This is a genomic window from Ideonella sp. (assembly GCF_041914305.1).
Classification (GTDB): Bacteria; Pseudomonadota; Gammaproteobacteria; order Burkholderiales; family Burkholderiaceae_C; genus Ideonella.
The window spans coordinates 24,733-43,446 of record NZ_JAYSDQ010000016.1 but is presented as its reverse complement, the minus strand read 5'-3'; the positions used below and the strand labels follow the sequence as shown (position 1 = coordinate 43,446).

13 protein-coding genes are annotated in these 18,714 nt (G+C 69.6%); 5 read left to right on the top strand and 8 right to left on the bottom strand.

Annotated elements, in window-relative coordinates:
* Positions 1 to 29: 29 nt before the first annotated feature.
* Positions 30 to 908 (bottom strand): substrate-binding periplasmic protein, encoded by an 879-nt coding sequence (locus ACE3SG_RS20240; protein WP_374567999.1) that lies wholly within the window; start codon positions 906 to 908, stop codon positions 30 to 32.
* A gap of 235 nt (positions 909 to 1,143) precedes the next feature.
* Here ACE3SG_RS20240 and ACE3SG_RS20235 point away from each other — a divergent pair, with 235 nt between their 5' ends.
* Positions 1,144 to 1,875 (top strand): hypothetical protein, encoded by a 732-nt coding sequence (locus ACE3SG_RS20235; protein ID WP_374567998.1) that lies wholly within the window; start codon positions 1,144 to 1,146, stop codon positions 1,873 to 1,875.
* A 13-nt stretch (positions 1,876 to 1,888) separates the two neighbouring features.
* On the opposite strand, the gene ACE3SG_RS20230 is transcribed toward ACE3SG_RS20235, so the two are convergent.
* From ACE3SG_RS20230 to ACE3SG_RS20220, 3 genes are all read right to left on the bottom strand, one after another.
* A complete protein-coding gene (locus tag ACE3SG_RS20230; protein WP_374567997.1) occupies positions 1,889 to 3,031 on the bottom strand; it encodes an App1 family protein in 1,143 nt (380 codons plus the stop codon).
* A gap of 69 nt (positions 3,032 to 3,100) precedes the next feature.
* Positions 3,101 to 4,387 (bottom strand): cytochrome c, encoded by a 1,287-nt coding sequence (locus ACE3SG_RS20225; RefSeq protein ID WP_374567996.1) that lies wholly within the window; start codon positions 4,385 to 4,387, stop codon positions 3,101 to 3,103.
* Positions 4,384 to 5,151 carry a cytochrome c gene (locus ACE3SG_RS20220; RefSeq protein ID WP_374567995.1) on the bottom strand — a complete coding sequence of 256 codons (768 nt, stop codon included), beginning with the start codon at positions 5,149 to 5,151 and terminating at the stop codon, positions 4,384 to 4,386. Before ACE3SG_RS20220 ends, ACE3SG_RS20225 begins: the two co-directional genes overlap by 4 nt.
* Before the next feature lie 177 nt (positions 5,152 to 5,328).
* On the opposite strand from ACE3SG_RS20220, the gene ACE3SG_RS20215 reads away from it, so the two are divergent.
* Both ACE3SG_RS20215 and ACE3SG_RS20210 read left to right on the top strand, forming a co-directional pair.
* Positions 5,329 to 6,762, top strand: a complete 1,434-nt coding sequence (locus tag ACE3SG_RS20215; RefSeq protein ID WP_374567994.1) for a PLP-dependent aminotransferase family protein — start codon at positions 5,329 to 5,331, stop codon at positions 6,760 to 6,762.
* 113 nt (positions 6,763 to 6,875) lie between these two features.
* Positions 6,876 to 7,667 carry a hydroxyacylglutathione hydrolase gene (locus ACE3SG_RS20210; RefSeq protein ID WP_374568124.1) on the top strand — a complete coding sequence of 264 codons (792 nt, stop codon included), beginning with the start codon at positions 6,876 to 6,878 and terminating at the stop codon, positions 7,665 to 7,667.
* Positions 7,668 to 7,682: 15 nt separating this feature from the next.
* Here the strand turns inward: ACE3SG_RS20210 and ACE3SG_RS20205 are convergent, their stop codons facing one another.
* Complete coding sequence (locus tag ACE3SG_RS20205; protein ID WP_374567993.1) at positions 7,683 to 8,576, bottom strand: dienelactone hydrolase family protein; 894 nt, start codon at positions 8,574 to 8,576, stop codon at positions 7,683 to 7,685.
* A gap of 64 nt (positions 8,577 to 8,640) precedes the next feature.
* Positions 8,641 to 9,894, bottom strand: coding sequence for a hypothetical protein (locus tag ACE3SG_RS20200; RefSeq protein ID WP_374567992.1), 1,254 nt, complete (start codon positions 9,892 to 9,894; stop codon positions 8,641 to 8,643).
* A gap of 195 nt (positions 9,895 to 10,089) precedes the next feature.
* Here ACE3SG_RS20200 and ACE3SG_RS20195 point away from each other — a divergent pair, with 195 nt between their 5' ends.
* Positions 10,090 to 11,283 (top strand): MFS transporter, encoded by a 1,194-nt coding sequence (locus ACE3SG_RS20195; RefSeq protein ID WP_374567991.1) that lies wholly within the window; start codon positions 10,090 to 10,092, stop codon positions 11,281 to 11,283.
* Positions 11,284 to 11,296: 13 nt separating this feature from the next.
* Here the strand turns inward: ACE3SG_RS20195 and ACE3SG_RS20190 are convergent, their stop codons facing one another.
* Both ACE3SG_RS20190 and ACE3SG_RS20185 read right to left on the bottom strand, forming a co-directional pair.
* Complete coding sequence (locus tag ACE3SG_RS20190) at positions 11,297 to 11,809, bottom strand: SH3 domain-containing protein (RefSeq protein WP_374567990.1); 513 nt, start codon at positions 11,807 to 11,809, stop codon at positions 11,297 to 11,299.
* 158 nt (positions 11,810 to 11,967) lie between these two features.
* Positions 11,968 to 12,216: a DUF2249 domain-containing protein gene (locus tag ACE3SG_RS20185; RefSeq protein WP_374567989.1), complete on the bottom strand. Its 249-nt coding sequence runs from the start codon at positions 12,214 to 12,216 to the stop codon at positions 11,968 to 11,970.
* 199 nt (positions 12,217 to 12,415) lie between these two features.
* On the opposite strand from ACE3SG_RS20185, the gene ACE3SG_RS20180 reads away from it, so the two are divergent.
* The gene (locus tag ACE3SG_RS20180) at positions 12,416 to 18,703 is read left to right on the top strand and encodes an amino acid adenylation domain-containing protein (RefSeq protein WP_374567988.1); all 6,288 of its coding nucleotides are present in this window, start codon (positions 12,416 to 12,418) and stop codon (positions 18,701 to 18,703) included.
* The last annotated feature ends 11 nt before the right edge of the window (positions 18,704 to 18,714 follow it).

Here is an 18,714-nt window from a genome sequence, read left to right as displayed (position 1 = left end):
AAGGCCAGCCCACTCAAGGCTCGAGGGACTCAGCGCAAGGCGTTGAGAAAGCGCTCGACCGCGCGGTCGATCTCGCCGTCGTTCTTCATTCGGATGATCGCCGCGTTCAGGTCCTGCATGAAGTTGTTCTTGAACTCGAAGCGGCCGTCGTCGCGGTCGGTGAAGCCCAGGTGGCCTTTTTCAGAATAGAGGCGGTTGGTCTCGACGATGGCGATCCGCTGGGCCTCGACTTCACCGTGGCGGCGGATCTGGTCCACCTCCCAGCGGATGGCCAGCCGGTCGTTGATGTAGCAGTCGTTGCGGCCCGAGAGCATCTTCAGCACGCTGCCGTGGCTGGACGTGCTGGAGTCTCGAGTGATCCGCCCTGCGGCCACATAACGGTCGAACTCTTTGCCGCCGAGCAGGAAGCCGGCGTTGGTGCCGATCGTCAGGCCGACATAGTCGTCCGGCCAGGTCTTGAGGTTGCGGTTGGACGTGGTGAGCCGGTTGCAGAAGACGACGACCTGCTCGTCGAGGATCGGCTCTGAATACTTGATGTACGGCCGCTCGTCGGGCCTGAAGTAGGGCGGGTACAGCGCGAAGCCCTGGCCGCTCTCGAGCAGCCGAAGCCCGCGCTTCCAGGGCACCGGCACCACCGTCACCCGGTACTGCGGCATCTGCTCGAAGGCCTTGTTCAGGATCTCAGCGTAGATGCCGCGCGCCTTGCCGTCTTCGCCATACGAGTAGGGCGGATAGCCGTCGTCGGCATAGATCGTCACGTCCACCGGCGCCGGCGGCGCCGCATGGCACAGGCCCGCGGCGGCGATGAGCAGGGCGCAGGGGGCCGCGCGGGCCAGCGCGCGGATGGCCTGGCCGAGCCGGCGGCCGGGCACGATGCGAGAAGCGCGCAGAGCACGCAGAGGGGGCATGTCCGTGTTCATCTGGCCTCCAACATCTTGAAGCGTCGCGCCGATGGGCCATTGCCGCCCGGCGCACGGCCGATCACGGTGGGTCGATGGTGTCACTGTGGTCGCCAACACGCAACAGGCGGGGCGACCGGCGGTCGAATCCACCGGGGTTGGGATGACCCGCGGCCCGGGTGCGGCGCATGATGGCGTGCGGCCCTTCGCGACCTTCGAACGAAACCTGACCCAAAGGACCCGAATGAGCACCGACACGCCGGCGCCCAGCGCCACCCAGACCCCACCGCCGCGCCGCTCACCGTGGGTGCTGATCCTGCTGATCGCCTTGCTGGTGCTGGCCGGCGTGGCGGTGGTCAAGCTCAACGGCTTCGGTTGGCATGCGTCCGACAGCGCGGCGATCGAGAAGCTGCGCGTCGACGCCCAGAGCATGGCCGAGCCGCGCCAGGGCGCTGCCAAGCTGGCGGTGACGATGTTCGACGAGTACCGCGACGTGGCGCGCCTGTGGAGCGGTGTCTACAACGGCTGCGTGCTCGGGGCCTCGGCGCTCGGCCTGCTGGCCGCCCTGGTGCTGAAGCTCGAAGCCTGGCCCCAGCGCGCTTCGCTGAAGAAAGACCTCGCCGCAGCCATGGCCTCGCTGAGCGCGATCCTCGCGGCGCTGTCGTCGTCGGGCGATTTCCAGATGAAGTGGCAGACCAACCGCACCGCGGTGGCCGACGTGGAGCGCATCGCGATCCGCCTGCTCTCGCCTTCGCCGCTCGACCTGGCCAGCGTCTACGCCGAGCTGGGCGACATCGCCCAGGAGCGGCACCTGAAACTGATCGGCGTGAAGCGCACCGCGGGCGACGACGCCGCCGCCGCCAAGGCCGCGCAAGCTGGCAGCGCGGCGCCCGCCGCGGCCAAGCCCGACGCAGCATCGGCGTCCGCATCCGCCGCATCCTCCGCACCGGCCGCCGGCAAGCCGCGAAAGCCTTGATACCCGGGTCGCTTCAGCGTGCCGCTAACCGGCGCGGCAACTGGGCGGGGTCGGTGAACACCGTCAGCTTGGCGGCGGTGCTGGCGTCGGCGAACAGCCTGGTGTAGCGCGGCGCAGTGGAGGGCTCACCGGTCACGTTGCGGATGAACACCGCGTCGACCCGGTCTGCAAACTCGGACGCGATGGTGGCGTAGACCTCGGGGTCGCGCTCGCCCGAGTCGCCGACGAGCACCACGTGCCGCGCCGGCCAACGGGCCATCAGTGCGCGGATCCGGGCCACCTTGAAGTCGAACAGCCGGGCCGGATCGGCGTGCACGGTTTCGTCGATCAGCCGGCGCGGGTCGGTGATGTCGATCGAGCGCATGTCCCAGGTGAAGGCCGGGAAGCCCGCTTCTTCGGTGAAACGCCGCAACGGCGCGTGCAGTTGCCACGGGCCGGCCGACACGAGGTGAAAGTGGATCTGCCCGCCGGACGCGGCCTGCCACGCGCGGTACAGCGCCGGCATGCCGGCCACCGGCCTGAACGGCCGCACGAAGGTGTTGGCCTTGGCCTCGGTGCGGTCGTTGACGTTCGTTTCCTTGATCGTGTCGTCCATGTCGGTGACCACGGTCAGCCCCTGCGGCGGCACCAGCACCGCCTGGCCCTGGAAGCGCTGCGGGTTGCGCCGCGTGGGCAGCGTTTCGAACGGGACGACACCTTGGCGCGACGCGCGCGCGATCTCGTCGTCGGTCAGCGCCACGTCGAGCGAGAAGACACCCGCCGCGTCAGACGGCGCGGCGTCGAACACCCGGCCGGCGAGCAGCACCGAGACCTCGGTGCCGCCGGCGCTGTCGGACACCAACTGGCCCGCCCGTTCGCGGTAGATCGGGTTCGCTCGGTCGGCCCCCAATACCGGCGCCAAGGCGTCGATCAGCGCCTGGCGGCCTGGCTTGCCGGCCGGCGATTCGAACACGCGGCCCTGGATGAACACCGTCCACTGGCCCGGGCTGGTGACCGCCGCCTGGGCCGGCGCGAACATGACCAGGTCGCCGCGCTCCAGCCCCTCGGCCTGGGCACAGCTGGCCACAACCCCACCGGCCAGCGCGATGCCGCACAGTTGCATGACCGTGCGTGTGGCCGTACGTGTGGCCGCGACGAAGGCTCGCCATGCGTGCATGAAGACTCCCGGCAGATTGACAGCGCGTCATCCTATGCGCAACGGCGCGGGGCGCCGAGCGGGCCACGCTCAGCGGGCGCGCACCACGTCTTGCGGCGACACCGTCGGCGCATGGTGGCCCCAGGCGTTGCGGATGTGGCTGATCACCGCCGCGATGTCGTCGTTGCCGAGCAGCGGGCCGAACGGCGGCATGCCGTAGGGGCTGGGGTTGCCGGCGGTGGTGGGCGGGAAGCCACCGCCCACGACCACGCGCACCAGGTTGGTCGGGTCGTTCATCGTGACCATGCGGTTGCCGGCCAGCGGCGGGTAGGCGCCGCTGGCGCCCTGGCCCTGGTCGCCATGGCACGAGGCGCAGTGCTTGTCGTACAGCTTGGCGCCTTGCGGCAGCAGCGCGTCGTCGGCCGAATGGTCGGCCGAATGGTCGGCCTCGCGCGGGGCCGTGTCGTGCTGCGGCAGGTCTTTCAGAAACACGGCCATCGCCTGCAGGTCGGCGTCGCTCAGGTGCTGGGTGCTGCGGTAGACCACGTCGGCCATCGGCCCCATCACCGAGCCGCGCGGCGAGACGCCGGTCTTCAACAAGCCCACCACCTGTGGCGTTGGCCAATCAGCCACGCCGGCCTCTTGCGGCGAGGCCAGCGACGGCGCATACCAGTTCTGCATCGGGATCAGGCCACCGCGGAACTCGAACCCGTCGGCGATCGCGCCGAATGCATTGCGCGGCGAGTGGCAAGCCACGCAGTGGCCCAGGCCCTTGGCCAGGTAGGCGCCGCGGTTCCACTCTGCCGTCTTGCCTGGCTGCGGCTGAAAGCTGCCGGGCTCGAAAAACAGCGCGCGCCACACGGCCAGCGCGGCCTGCGTGTTGTAGGGAAAGCGCAGCGCATGCGGCCGGTTGGCCTGGCGCACCGGCGCCACGGTGCGCAGGTAGGCGTAGATGGCGTCGGCGTCGTCGCGGCTGACCTGGGTGTAGCTCGGGTAGGGGAACGCCGGCGCCAGCAAGTGGCCGTCTTTCGAGCGGCCGTTGTGCAGCGCGCGCCAGAAGTCACCCGCCGTCCAGCGGCCGATGCCGGTGTCGGCCTCGGGCGTCAGGTTGCCGGCGTAGACCACGCCGAACGGCGTCTCGATGCCGCGCCCGCCGGCGTAGGCAGCCCCGCCGCGGGCGGTGTGGCAGGCGGCGCAGTTGCCGGCGCGCGCCAGATAGGCGCCGCGCTCGACCAGCTGCGGCGTGATCGCCAGCGGCGCGGCAGGCTCGGGCACAGTGGCCTCGTCGCGCAGGTTGCGGCCGATGACGATGGCGGCCAAGGCGGCCAACGCGAGCCCGATCAGCGCCACGCGCTTGAGCACGACACGCCGCGTCATGGGGGCACGCTCCCGCAGCGCAACGACGGTGGCAAAGGCGAGGGCAACGGCTCGGCGCTGGCCGTCACGGCTTTCGGGTTGGCCGGCAAGGGCTGCGCAGACAACCAGGTCGACACCGCGGCGATGTCGTCGGGGCCGAGGGCTTGCGCGATGCGGGCCATGCAATCTGGCTCGGCGGCGTGGCGCGAGCCGCTGCGCCAGGCCCCGAGCTGCGCCACGAGGTAGTCGCGCGGCAAGCCCAGCAGGCCCGGCGTGGCGGGCAGCGTGCCGGTCATCGCGGCGCCATGGCATTTGACGCAGGCGGGCAGCTGCCGGGCGCCATCGCCCTGGCGCACCAGGCGTTCGCCGGCGGCCAGCAGCGCGGCCGGCGCCGCGGTGGTCTGCGGGCCGGGGTAGGGCAGATCGAGTGCGGCGAAGTGGTCGGCAATGCGGCGCAGGTAGTCGTCCGACATGTGCTCGACCATGCTCGTCATGCCGGCGTAGTGGCGCCGCCCGTCACGAAAACCGAGCAGCTGGTTGTAGAGGTAACCCGCCGGTTTGCCGGCGATGCGCGGGAAGTAACCCTGGTTGGTGGCGCGCCCGTCTTTGCCGTGGCAGGCGGTGCAGGCCAGCAGGCGCTGCTGCAGCGTGTCGGGCACCTGGCGCTCGGCCGGCGCGTCGCCCGCCCACACGGGGGCGGCGGCGAGGCAGAGCACGGCCAACGTGGCGGCGCGGGCGCTGCGTTGGGCAACAGGCGAGGGCAGGAAACGGCGCGTGGTGCGCATCGCAGCAATCATGGACAAGCCAGACTGTGCCTCACGCCATGCCCATCGAAAAGGCTCAGAACTCGAAAAAACGACCAGATCAGATGCATTGACACCCGCCAATGCCCTGGTGGAGCAGCCCACTCAGTACAGTGCGCAAAATCAGATCAGTCACCAGATCAGTTGCCACCGCCACCGATGACGCGCTACGAACGCTATGCCGACGAGATCGCCGACCTGATCGGGCAGCAGACGCTGCGCCCAGGTGACCGGCTGCCCTCGGTGCGGCAGGCCAGCACCCAGCGGCAGATCAGCCCGTCGACGGTGTTCCAGGCCTACTACCTGCTCGAGGCGCGCGGCCTGATCCAGGCCCGGCCGCGCTCGGGCTATTACGTCTGTGCCGCCAGCGTTGCCAGCAAGGCCGCGCCGGCCGAGCCTGCGCCGTCTCAACCACCGGCGGGGTCGACCAAGGTGGCGATCAGCGAGCTGGTGTTCGAGGTGCTGGGCGCGATGCGCCAGCGCGAGCTGGTGCCGCTGGGCTCGGCCTTTCCGGGGCCTGAGTTGTTCCCGCTGCCGCGACTGGCGCGCACGCTGGCCGCCGGCATGCGGCGGATGGACCCGAAGCGCATCGTCGAAGACCTCGGCCCCGGCAACGCTGACCTGCGGCGGCAGATCGCGCTGCGCTACGCGGTGCAGGGGATGAAGGTCGACCCGAACGAGATCGTCATCACCAATGGCGCGATGGAGGCGCTGAACCTGAGCCTGCAAGCGGTCACCCAGCCCGGCGACGTGGTGGCCATCGAGTCGCCCACCTTCTACGCCGCGCTGCAGGCGCTGGAGCGATTGAACCTGCGGGCGGTGGAGGTGGCCACGCACCCGCGCCATGGGGTGGACCTGGGCGCGTTGCAGGCCGTGCTGGCGCGCCACCGCGTCAAAGCCTGCTGGTTCATGCCCAACTTCCAGAACCCGCTGGGCTGCCTGATGCCCGAGCAGGCCAAACGCGATTTGGTGGCGATGCTGGCGGCGCGCGAGATCCCGCTGATCGAAGACGATGTCTACGGCGAGCTGTATTTCGGGCGCCACCAGCCGCCACCGGCCAAGGCGTTTGACCGCCTCGGCGCGGTGATGCACTGCGGCTCGTTTTCGAAGTGCCTGGCGCCGGGCTACCGGGTCGGCTGGGTGGCGGCCGGCCGGCATGCGCAGGCGGTCGAGCGCCTGAAGCTGATGACCTCGCTGTCGGCACCGGTGCCGTCGCAAGAGGCGATCACCGGCTACCTGCAGCAAGGCGGTTACGACCGCCACCTGCGGCAGCTGCGCCAGGCACTGGCCGGCAGCCAGGCACGGGCGCTGCGCGCGGTGGAAAAGCACTTCCCGAAAGGCACGCGCGTCACCCGGCCTGAGGGCGGCTACTTTCTGTGGATCGAGCTGCCGCCGTCGATCGACGCCTGGCAGCTGCACCGGCTGGCGCTGTCGCACAGCATCAGCCTCGCGCCGGGGCAGATCTTTTCGGCCGGCCGCCGCTTCGGCCATTGCCTGCGCCTGAACTGTGGCCATGCTGCGGACAAGCGCGTCGACCAGGCGATCAAGACGGTGGGCCAGCTGGCCGGCTCGCTGCTGGCGCCGCCTGCGTAGCAGCTCGCCGGCCAATCGCCCACCTATCGCCTACTTGCACGCGTGGCCCCGTTCGCGGGCATCATCGGCGCCTGGCTGAACCAGCCACCCTCCAACCTATTCGAAAGCCCGTGATGATCGTCGAGCGCATCTGGACCGGCAACGCCTTCCGCAACTACAACTACCTGATCGCCTGCCCCGAGAGCGGCGAAGCCCTGGCGATCGACCCGCTGGACCACGAGAAGTGCCTGAACGCGGCGCGGGTGCGGGGCTGGCAAATCACGCAGATCCTGAACACCCACGAGCACCACGACCACACCGGTGGCAACGCCGCGGTGGTGGCCGCCACCGGCGCCAAGGTGATCGCGCACCACCTGGCCGGTGGGCGCATCCCCGGGGTGGACCGAGGCGTGAAAGCCGGTGACGTGATCAAGGTCGGCAAGACGGTCGAGCTCGAATGCCTGGACACGCCGGGCCACACGATGTGCCACATCTGCCTGCGCGCCCATGGCGACCAGCCTGCGCTGTTCTCGGGCGACACCTTGTTCAATGCCGGTGCCGGCAACTGCCACAACGGCGGCAACGTCGAGGCGATGTACGCCACGTTCGCCGACCAGATTGCCAAGCTGCCCGACGACACGCGCGTCTACCCCGGCCACGACTACATCGAGAACAACCTGCGGTTCACGCTGGCCCGCGAGCCCGACAACGCCGCGGCGCAGTCGCTGCTGCCCGAGGTGGCCGGGCACGACGCCGCCAGCGCGCGCGTCACCACGCTGGGCGAAGAAAAGCAGTTCAACACCTTCATGCGCCTGAGCAGCCCGAGCGTCATCGCCCACCTGCGTGAGCAGTTCCCCGAGCTGCCCGAAGCGCCCGACGCGAAGACCGTGTTCACCAAGCTGCGCGAGCTGCGCAACACCTGGTAAGGCCTGGCGGTATCGTCAAGCCAATTGGCGCTTGAAGAACGCCACCGTGCGGTCCCAAGCCTGGCGTGCGGCGGCGGCGTCGTAGCGCGGGGTGGTGTCGTTGTTGAAGCCGTGCTGCGTGCCGGCGTATTGGTAGACCTCGAGCTTCACGCCGGCCGCCTTGAGCGCTTTCTCGTAAGCCGGCCAGGCTTCGTTGATGCGCTCATCGACGGCTGCCAGGTGCACCAGCAGCGGCGCCTTCACCTGGGCCGCCTGGTCGGGCGCCGGCGTGTTGCCGTAGAAGGGCACGGCGGCCGCGAGGTCGGGCAGCTGGGTGGCCAGCCAATGCACGATGCCGCCGCCATAACAGAAGCCGACCGCACCGAGCTTGCCGTTGCCGTCGGGCCGGCCGCGCAACCACGCCACGGCCGCCAGAAAGTCTTCGCGCGTCTTGGCCTGGTCGAGCGTGGCGAAGGCGGCGCGCGCCTTGTCTTCGTCGCCCGGGTAGCCGCCCAGCGGCGTCAACGCATCGGGCGCGAAGGCCATGAAGCCGTCCAGCGCGAGGCGGCGGGCGATGTCTTCGATGTGCGGGTTTAGGCCGCGGTTCTCATGAATGACGAGCACCATCGGCAGCTTCGCGCTGCCGGCCGCGGCGGGCCGCACCAGGTAGCCGCGAATCTGGCCGTTGCCCTTTGGCGAAGGCACCGAGACCCGCTCTGCCTTCAGCCGGGCATCGCCGGGCGGCACCTGCTGGCCGGCGGCGAAATCGGGGCTCAGCGCCGCGAGCAACCCCGCGGCCGTGACCCCGGCCTTGGCGAAGCGCCTGGCCTGGTCCAGGAAGCCGCGGCGATCCACGTCTCCATGCACATAGGCATCGAAGAGGATGAGCAGTTCCTGGTCGAAATCCTGCGACGTCAGGCGAGGCGGCATGCGGGTCTCCCGTGGGCGAAGCGGGAGGCTACTACGCCTGGCATGACCTGCATGCCAGGTGGGGTCAAGGCTGGCTGATGGGCACAGGCCGCGGTGCGCGGCGACGGGTGGCCACGGCCGGGCCGCCAGGCGCCTGCGTGGGCGTGGGCGTGGGCGTGGGCGCGGGCGCGAGCGCGGGCGATGCCGCCAGCTTGGGGCCTGGTGACTTCACGGGGCCGAAGGCCTTGTGGCCAGAGCTGCGCTGGAACAGGTGCTCAAGCTCCAGCCGCTTGCGCATCAGCGCAGACTGCGCACGCGCCTGGCGGAACGCGCGGTAGGCGTGCAGCTGGTCGAATGCGACCCTGGCCTTGAGCGCCGCGGCGTCGCGGCCGAGCGCCTGCAGCGCGCGAAACTCGAGTTCGCGCAACAGCAGGCGTTCGCTGAGCTCATGGCCCGGGGTCTCGGTGCGGCGCAGCCCGTCGAGGACGTCCAGCGCCGCCAGGCCGGCCCCACGGCCGAGCAGCAACTCGGCGCGCAGCAGCTCGAGGTGGCGCCAGTGCGCGTTCAAGCCGGCGGCCCGGGCGTTGACGGTGGCCTTGTCGAGGTGGGCCCATGCCGATTCGTGCCGACCTTGCAGCAGGCTCAGCTCGATCTGGTGCAGCTGGACGAAGGTGACCAGCCGCAGGTCCTGCAGCCGTTGGGCGGCCAGCACGGCGCGGTCCAGGCTGGCCTGGGCGTCTTGCAGCGATTGCTGCGATGCATCGGGGTCGTCGGCATCGCGCGCCATGCGCGCCACTTGCAGGCACAGCGAGGCATGGTTGCAGCGCATGGTGGTTTCCAGGCGCAGCTCGTCATGCTCGCGGTCGAATTCGCTGGTCAGCGCCGACAAGATGCGCTGCGCCGCCCACGGGTCGCCCAGCAGAAAGAAGGCCGACGCCGCGGTGCCGCGGGCGCGAACATAGTGCGCCAGCCCACCCAGCCTGGAAGCCAGGCCCAGCAGCTCGGTGAGGTGCTCCAGGCTCTGCTCGTACTGAGCCAGCTCGCCCGCGGCCACCACCGCCACGGCCAGCACCGCAAACCGCTGCTCGAGCGTGGACTCGATGCCCGGGTCCACCCGCTTGAGGAAGGCACGCGTGCTCTGCAGGCTGACGTCGAGCTGGCCCAGGCGGTAGGCCGAGACGCAGCGCAGGTGCTCGACCTTCGCCACCAACGGGGCAGGCAGCCCGCCGCCGGCCAGGGGCGCCAGCAGTTCGATCGTCGCGATCAACCGCCCCTGTTCGAAATGCTGCTGCGCCAGTTCCAGCACTTCAGCAGCTCGATCGGGTGAGGTTCTTGGCATTCGAGGTCGTTGCGCACACGGTGAGCGGCGATTCTGACTGCGCTTTCGCGCCTGGGGGAAGACACCGGCTGACGAAGTCTGCGGATTCCGTGTTCACTGCATCGAATATCGCGCGCTTGATCGGCTCGATGGTCACCGCCGCCGACGGCGCAGCCCCCTTCGGTACAGTCGCAGCGCCATGACAGGGAGCGCAGCATGACCGAGCCGCAGCAGGGGCGCGACACACCCGCAGCCGATGCACGCCGGCTGCATCCGGACGTCCTGAAGCTCGGCCTCGTCAGCTTTCTGGTCGACGTGAGCTCAGAGATGATCTTCGCGGTCTTCGCCGTCTTCTTCACGACGATCGCGGGCGCTTCGAGCGCGCTGCTGGGTCTGGTCGAAGGGCTGGCCGATCTGTCGAGCTCGTCGCTCAACCTGCTGGCGGGCTGGTTGTCGGACCGCAGCGGCCGGCGCAAGGCCTTGGTGATCGCGGGCTATGGTTTTTCGACGCTGGCCAAGTCGATCCTGCTGGTGTCGAGCGCGATCACCGGCCTGGCGGTGTTTCGCGTGGTCGAGCGCCTGGGCAAGGGCTTTCGCGGGCCGCCGCGCGACGCATGGCTGAGCTCGATCGCACCGCCGGCCTCGCGGGGCTACTCGTTCGGCGTGCACAAGGCGCTGGACAAAGCCGGCGCCGTCGTCGGCCCGCTGGTGGCATATGGCCTGCTGCAATCGCTGGGTGAATCGGCGTCGACCTACCGCACCTTGTTCTGGGTGGCTTTCGTGCCGGCACTGGCCAGCCTGGTGGTCCTGGCGCTGATCGGCGAGCGGCCGGCCGTGCAGCACGGCCGCGAGAGCCCGCTGGCCGCGTGGGCCCTGCTGAGCCCACGATTCAAACGCTTTCTGCTGCCGTCGGCCTTGTTCGCGCTGGCGTATTTTTCGCTCGGCTTCTTGTTGCTGCGCGCACACGAGCTGGGCTTTGGCGTGGCCGAGATCGTGCTGCTGTATGCGCTGTTCAACACCACCTGCGTCGTCGTGGCGCCGTTCGCGGGGCTGCTGGGCGACCGGGTCGGCCGCGCGCGCATCATCTTGCTCGGCTACACGCTGTATGGGCTGATCAACCTCGGCGCGGCCTTCATCACCGAACGATGGGCACTGGCGGCGCTGTTCGCCGTCTACGGCATCTTCTACGCCATCGACGAATCACAAGGCAAGGCCTTCATCGCCGACCTCGAACCCGAGCGCCGCGCCACCGCGATCGGCGTCTTCGGCTTCGTGACCGGCGTGCTGTACCTGCCGGCCTCGCTGCTGGCCGGCCTGCTGTGGGCCGTGGCGCCGGCAGCGGCTTTTGGGGCGGCAGCGGCGCTGTCGCTGCTGGCCATCGTCGCGTTCGTGGCGTTGATGCCGCGTTAGTGGTGCCGAGCGCTCAAGGCCGCGGCTGCGGCATCACCGGTTGCGTGGGCTGCTTCGGCGGTGGCGGCGGTGGGGGCGGCTGAGGGTTGATGGGCGGTTGGCCGGGGAACTGAGGCCAGCGCTGGCGATTGACCCGCGGCGCGCGCGCCCAGCGCTCGCGTTCTTCGTACCACGGCTGGTCGGTGTAGTTCTGGGCCCAGTAGGCCAGCAGGTCGAAGCCGATGACCTCGATGCCGGTGCGGCGCACGCTCACGCTCGCGCCGTCCGGGCGGCGGGCGATGTTGTCGGCATAGACCCAGCCGCGGCCGCGCTGGGCGGCCACGTCGCACCAGGTGAAGTCGTCCAGGCAGCCTTGCACCGAGACGTCGGCACCCGCAGGCAGCGTGGTGACCTGCGGCAGATCGGGTGACGGGCCGGCGAACAGCGACGTCTCGTGGGCCAGGTAGGTGTCTGCTGCCGCGGCCGGCGCGGGCTGCCAGGCCAGCAGCGCCGCGGCGAGCATCGAGAAGGTCAGTGGTCTGAGCATGATGGGCTCCCGTGCCAACGACATTGAATTCGCTGCGGCAGCCGCATCGGTGGGGGGCTGACGTTCGTCAGCCCGCCGGCTTGTCGCTGCGCAGTTTCAGATTCTGCCGCAGCGTGTCGCTCATCGGCATGTCGATCACCGCGCCTCGCGCAGGGACCTCAGGCCAGCGACGGGCACAGCACGCGCACGCGCCAGACAGAGAAAGACTCTTCCACGCAATTCCAGCGGAAGCCGCCCGGTTCGTGTTCCTGGAGCTGGAAGTAAAGCGGACGGGGATCCTGGTCGTGGATCAGTTCCATCGATTGCCCCGCCTTCAGCAGGCGGTAGGTATTCAGCACGAGGCTGGGGTGGTCGCGCGGCGGGATGTCGCGCAGGTCGATCTTCGTGCCATAGGTGGTGAGGGTCATGTGTCGCTCCGAATCGGCGCTGGTCAACGCCAGGCTGGCTCGATGTTCGACCGTCTGCTCGCCGGTGCGTTTGACCCTGAGCAACACCTGGCCAACCAGGGCCCGCGGCGTTCGCAGGTTTGTTGTCCAAGGACAAGGCTGCCCCGGTGGGGGCATGAAAACATGCTTCGCCACAACACCCCAATGGGCGAGGGATGCCATGGCCGATGCGATCACATTGATCCAAGAACTGTTCGAGGCGCAAGCCCGACGCACGCCGCAGCGAACGGCACTCGTGGCCGGGGCCCAGACGCTCTCGTATGCCGAGTTGGACACGCGCGCCGAGCGCCTGGCCGCGGCCTTGCGCGAACGCGGCGTTGGGCGCGGGCACCGGGTGGGCGTGTGCCTCGAGCGAGACGCGAACCTGCTCGCCGTGGTGCTCGGCGTTCTCAAGGCCGGGGCGGCTTACGTGCCGCTCGACCCCTCGTTCCCGCGCGAGCGGCTGAGCTTCATGGCGCAGGATGCGCAGCTCACGCTGCTCGTGTCCACGGCCGCGCTGGCGGGCACGTTCGGCCTGCCGCGCGAGCGGCAGCTGTTGCTCGATGCCGATGCGCCCCGCATCGACGACGCACCAGCGACCCGGCTCACGGCAAACGCCGCCGAAAACGCTGCCATGGGGTGCGCCGACGACCCCGCCTATGTGATCTACACCTCGGGCTCCACCGGCCAGCCCAAGGGCGTGGTCGTGCCGCACGGCGCGGTGGTCAATTTTCTGGTGAGCATGGCCCGTGAACCGGGCTTGACGCGAGACGACGTGCTGGTGGCCGTCACCACCTTGTCGTTCGACATCGCGGTGCTGGAGTTGCAGCTGCCGCTCACGGTGGGGGCCACCGTGGTCATGGCCAGCCGCAACGATGCGATGGACGGCCGTGCGCTGCGAGCGCTGCTGAGCACGCACGGCGCCACCGTCATGCAGGCCACGCCGGTCACCTGGCGTTTGTTGCTGGACGCAGGCTGGGACGGTGCGTCACCGTTCAAGGCCCTGGTCGGCGGCGAAGCCTTGCCCGAAGACCTGGCCGAGCAACTGCTCGCGCGCGGCGTCGAGCTGTGGAACATGTACGGCCCGACCGAAACCACCGTGTGGTCGACCTGCTGCCGCGTCACCAACGCACGCGACATCCACATCGGCCGGCCGATTGCGAACACCGAGGTTCTCGTGCTGGACGCTCAACGGCAGCCGGTACCGCCCGGTGGCACGGGCGAGTTGCTGATCGGCGGGGCAGGGCTGTCGTCGGGCTATTTCAACCGGCCCGCGCTGAGCGCCGAGAAGTTCATCGCCCATCCGTTCAAGCCGGGTGCCAGGCTCTACTGCACCGGCGACCTCGCGCGCTTTCGGCCCGACGGGAACCTCGAGTGCCTGGGGCGCATCGACGACCAGGTCAAGATCCGTGGCTTTCGCGTCGAACTCGGCGAGATCGAAGCCGCGCTCGCGCGCATCGACGGCATCCGGCAGGCGGTGGTCGTGCTGCGAGAAGACAGCCCTGGCGAGAAGCGCCTGGTGGCCTACTACACGGGCACCGGCAGCGGTGTCGAGTTGACGGCCGACGCCCTGCGCCAGCGGCTCAGGCAGACCTTGGCCGACTACATGGTGCCGTCGCTGTTCCAGCCGGTCGACAGCCTGCCCCTGACACCCAACGGCAAGATCGATCGCAAGGCGCTGCCGGCGCCGCTGCAGGCCAGGCCGCACCTGGCGCAGGCCTACATCGCCCCGCGCACGGCCGTCGAGCGGCAACTGGCGGCTCTGTGGTGCGAGCTTCTGCATGTGGACAAGGGCGGCATCGACGACAGCTTCTTCGATCTCGGCGGCACATCGCTGGTGGTGCTGCGCATGGTGAGCTTGTATCGGGCTCGCTTCGGGGCAGACATCCCGCCCGTCAAGGCCTTTCAATACCCGACCATCGCGCAGCTGGCGCACTATCTCGAAGGGCGCGAAACCAGCGCACCGTTGCACGAAGGCGCTGAACGCCGGGCGCAACAGTGGCGCACCGGCGCGGCCCCGGGCGAGCGGCCGCGCCATGCCGTGGCGATCGTCGGCATGGTGGGCCGGTTTCCGGGTGCAGAAAACCTCGACGAGCTGTGGCGCAATCTGTGCAACGGTGTCGAATCGATCTCGTTCTTCGCCCCTGAAGAGCTCGGGCCGGGCATCGACCCGCAACTGCGCAACGACCCCGACTACGTGCGCGCCCGCGGGCTGATCGAAGGCGCGGACCGATTCGACGCGGCGTTCTTCGGCATCGGCCCGCTGGAGGCCAAGGTGATGGACCCGCAACAGCGCGTCTTCCTGGAGCTGGCCCAGCAGGCGCTCGAAAACGCCGGTGTCGACCCCGAGCGCTACAAGGGGCTCATCGGCGTGTACGCCGGCATCGGCGACAACCACTACTACACGACGAACCTGCTGACCCATCCCGACCTGATGGCCATGGCCGGGAAGCTGGCGGTCGAATACGGCAACCAGAAAGACTACGTCGCGCTGCGCACGGCCTACCTGCTGGACCTGCGCGGCCCGGCGGTGAGCCTCAACACGGCGTGTTCGACCACGCTGCTGGCGGTCGACCAGGCGTACCGGGCCTTGCTCGACTACGAGTGCGATGTGGCGCTGGCCGGCGGTGTCGACATCACGGTGCCACAGCGCAGCGGCTTTCTCTACCAAGAGGGCGGCACCTTCGCCCGTGACGGCCACTGCCGGCCGTTCGATGCCGATGCGACCGGCACGATGTTCTGCGACGGCGCCGGCATCGTGGTGCTCAAGCGCCTGGAAGACGCGCTGGCCGAGGGCGACACGGTCTACGCGGTGCTGGTGGGCAGCGGCAAGAACAACAACGGCGGGCGCCCCGCGTCGTTCCTCGCGCCGAGCGTCGAAGGCCAAGCCGAGGCTATCGCGATCGCCCAGGCGCGCGCTGGCGTGCCGGTCGAGACCATTCGCTACATCGAGGCGCACGGCACCGGCACGCCGGTGGGCGACCCGATCGAGATAGAAGCCTTGCGCCAGGTCTTCGAATCGAAGACCGACAAGAAGCAGTTCTGCCATGTCGGCTCGATCAAGGGCCACATCGGCCACCCGACGAACGCTGCGGGCGTCGCAGGCCTGATCAAGGCCGCGATGGTGCTGCACCGCGAGCAGATCCCCCCGACGCTGCACTTCAAGACACCCAACCCGAAGATCGATTTCTCGAACGGGCCCTTCGTCATCGCAGACCGCCTGATCCCGTTCCCGCGCGGCGCCGAGCCGCGCCGCACCGCGGTCAGTGCGTTCGGTTTCGGCGGCACCAACGTGCACATGATCCTCGAAGAGGCGGGCGTGGCGCGACAGAGTGGCGCGTCGCGCCCGCTGCAGCTGCTGCCGCTGTCGGCACGATCCCCCGCGGCATTGGACGCCCAATCGCAGCTGCTGGCAGACCACCTCGAACACACGCCGGGCCTGCCGCTGGCTGACGCGGCCCACACCCTGCAGTCGGGGCGCCGGCAGATGGCCCAGCGCCGATTCGTGGTCGCCGCAGACGCACAGGAGGCCGCGTGCCTGCTGCGCAAGCCCAACCCCTTGCGCTGCGGCAGCCGGCGCTGCGAGCGGCGCGACCCGCCGGTGGTGTTCATGTTCGGCGGGCAGGGCACCCAGTACGTCAACATGGGGCTCGACCTGTACCAAGGCGAGCCGCTGTTCCGCGCGGTGGTCGACGACTGCTGCGAGCGGCTGAAGCCGCACCTTGGGCGCGACCTGCGTGAGCTGCTCTACCCGCGCAGCGACGACGAAGAGACGGCACGCCGATCGCTGCAGGACACCTACTACACCCAGCCCTCGATCTTCGTCATTGAGTACGCGCTCGCCCGGCTGTGGCAGAGCCTGGGCGTGCAGCCGGCCGTGATGGTGGGCCACAGCATCGGCGAGTTCGTGGCCGCCACCCTGGCCGACGTGTGGGACCTGGACGATGCGCTCAAGATCATCGCGCTGCGTGGTCGGCTGATGCAGGGCCTGCCGCGCGGCGCGATGCTCGCGGTCAACCTGGCTGCCGGCGCGGTCGAGCCGCTGCTGCCGGCGTCGCTACAGATCGCCTCGGTGAACAGCCCCTCGCTGTGCGTGGTGGCCGGGCCCGAGGCGAGCGTGAACGAGCTGAAGCAAATGCTCGAAGGGCAGGGCGTGGTCTGCCGGCTGCTGCACACCTCGCACGCCTTCCACTCCGCAATGATGGACCCGATGCTGGAGCCGCTTCGCGCCGCCGTGGCCCAGGTGCGGCTGCGCCCGCCGGCGCGGCCGATCGTGTCGACCGTGACCGGCGAGCCGATGACGGCGGCGCAGGCCACCGATCCCGGCTACTGGGCCAACCATGCGCGCGCCACGGTCAACTTCTCGAAGGCGGTGCGCTGCCTGCTGGACCAGCAACACGACCTCTTCTTGGAATGCGGGCCGCGCTCGACACTGTCGTCGCTGGTCCGCCAGCACTTCGCGGCGGACCGGCCGGGCGTGGCGGTGCCGTCGCTGGCCGATTCGCAGGCCGACCATGCCGAGTGGGCGGCCTGGCTCTTTGCGCTGGGGTCGCTGTGGCAGAACGGCGTGTCCATCGAGTGGGAGGCCTTCGCCGTCCACGAAGACCGCCGCCAGGTGCCCTTGCCGACCTACGCCTTCGAGCGGCAGCGCTACTGGGTCGACCCCGCGCCGGTCAGCGTGGCCGCCGCGCAGGGCGCCGCAATGGGTGTCGGCCATGCCGGTGCCGAGCCGGCGGATGCGCCACCCGACGACGCGCCATCGCCCCACGCGCCACTGAGCGCGGCCGACGACCGCGCTGCCCGCCTGAGCGCGCGCCTGGTCGACATCCTGGTGCCGATATCCGGCCGCGAGCGCGCGCAGATCAGCACCTCGGCGACCTTCCTGGAGCAGGGCTTCAATTCGCTGTCGCTGACCCAGGTGGCTTTCGCGATCCAGAAGGCGTTTGGCGTGAAGGTGACGTTTGCGCAGCTCATGAGCCAGCTCGCCAATGTCGAGATGGTGGTGGACCACCTCGACCACGCCTTGCCGCCTGAGCGCACTGTCACCATCGCGCCCGACGAGCCCGCGCCCGCCCCGCCTGCGGCGACGGCGCCGCTGGTGGCACAGACAGGCGAGATCGAGTTGCCGACGACGGCGGGGCAGCGGGAGATCTGGTTCGCGTCGAAGCTCGGGGCGACGCTGGCCTACAACCAGCTGGTCGACCTTCGGCTGCGCGGCCCGCTCGATGTCGGGGCGCTCGAAGCGTCCGTCCAGGAGTTGGTGGACCTGAACGACGCGCTGCGCACCACCATCTCGGTCGACGGCCAACGGCAGCGCGTCCACCCCTGGCGGGTGCAGCCGCTGCCGATCATCGACCTGTCGGCCGAGCCGGGCGATGAACAGGCATTGCGGCTGGCAGCGCTCGCCGATCAGCGGCGTGAGACACCGTTCAAGCTCACCGACGGGCCCCTGATGAGGGTGCAGCTCGTTCGGCTGGGCGCGCAAGACCATGTGCTGCAGCTGACGTTCCACCACGTGGTGATCGACGGCTGGTCCACGCACGTGGTGGTGATGGAGCTGGGCCGGCTCTATTCGGCCCGGGTGGGCGCCGAGCGTCTCGAGCCGCCGCCCGCCGCGATGCAGTATCGAGACTACGTGGCCTGGTACCACGGCGCCGACACCCGCCGGGCCCACCACGATGCCGAGCAGTATTGGACCCGAGCCTTCTCGGATGCGCCCGCGTCGGTGGCGCTGCCGTGCAAGGGGCCACGCCCTGTTCAGCGCTCGTACCGCGCCGGGACGGTCGAATTGACGATCGACCGGGCTATCTGCGAACCCATCCGTGCGGCCAGCGCGGCCTCGAGCGCCACGCTCTTTCACTTTCTGCTGGCCGCCACCATCGCCTGGCTGCGGCAGGTTACGGGGCAGCGCCGCATCATCGTCGGCGTGCCGGTGGCAGGGCAGTTGGCGGCCGATCTGCAGCCATTCGCCGGCTGCGAGCGCCTGATCGGGCACTCGAGCGCCGTGGTGCCGATCCGGGCTGACGTGGACGACGCCGCGCCGTTCGTCGACCTGTTGGGCGATGTGAAGCACACGCTGCTGCAGGCGCGCGCGCACGAGGGCTATACCTGTGGCGAGCTGATCCAGGCGCTGCAGCCACCACGCGAGCCCGGCTGCCTGCCGATCGTGTCGGTGCTGCTCAACCTGAACGACGCGCCGCAGATGCAATGGAAAGGGCTGCAGACCGAGCTGCAGGTGCCGCCGCGTTCGCATCTCTTCTTCGATCTCGAAGTCAACATGTGGGAAAGCGAAGAGGGCCTGACCGTGGCCTGCTACTTCGCACGCGATCTGTTCGATGAGCAGACGGTGAGGGGATGGCTGCTGCAGTGGAAGGCGCTGATGACCCGCGCCGCGGCGCAGCCCAGCAACCCGCTCGTTCGGCTGGAAGAACCGGCCGAGCGCGAAGCCGACCACGCGATGGCCAAGTAGACGCGGGACTG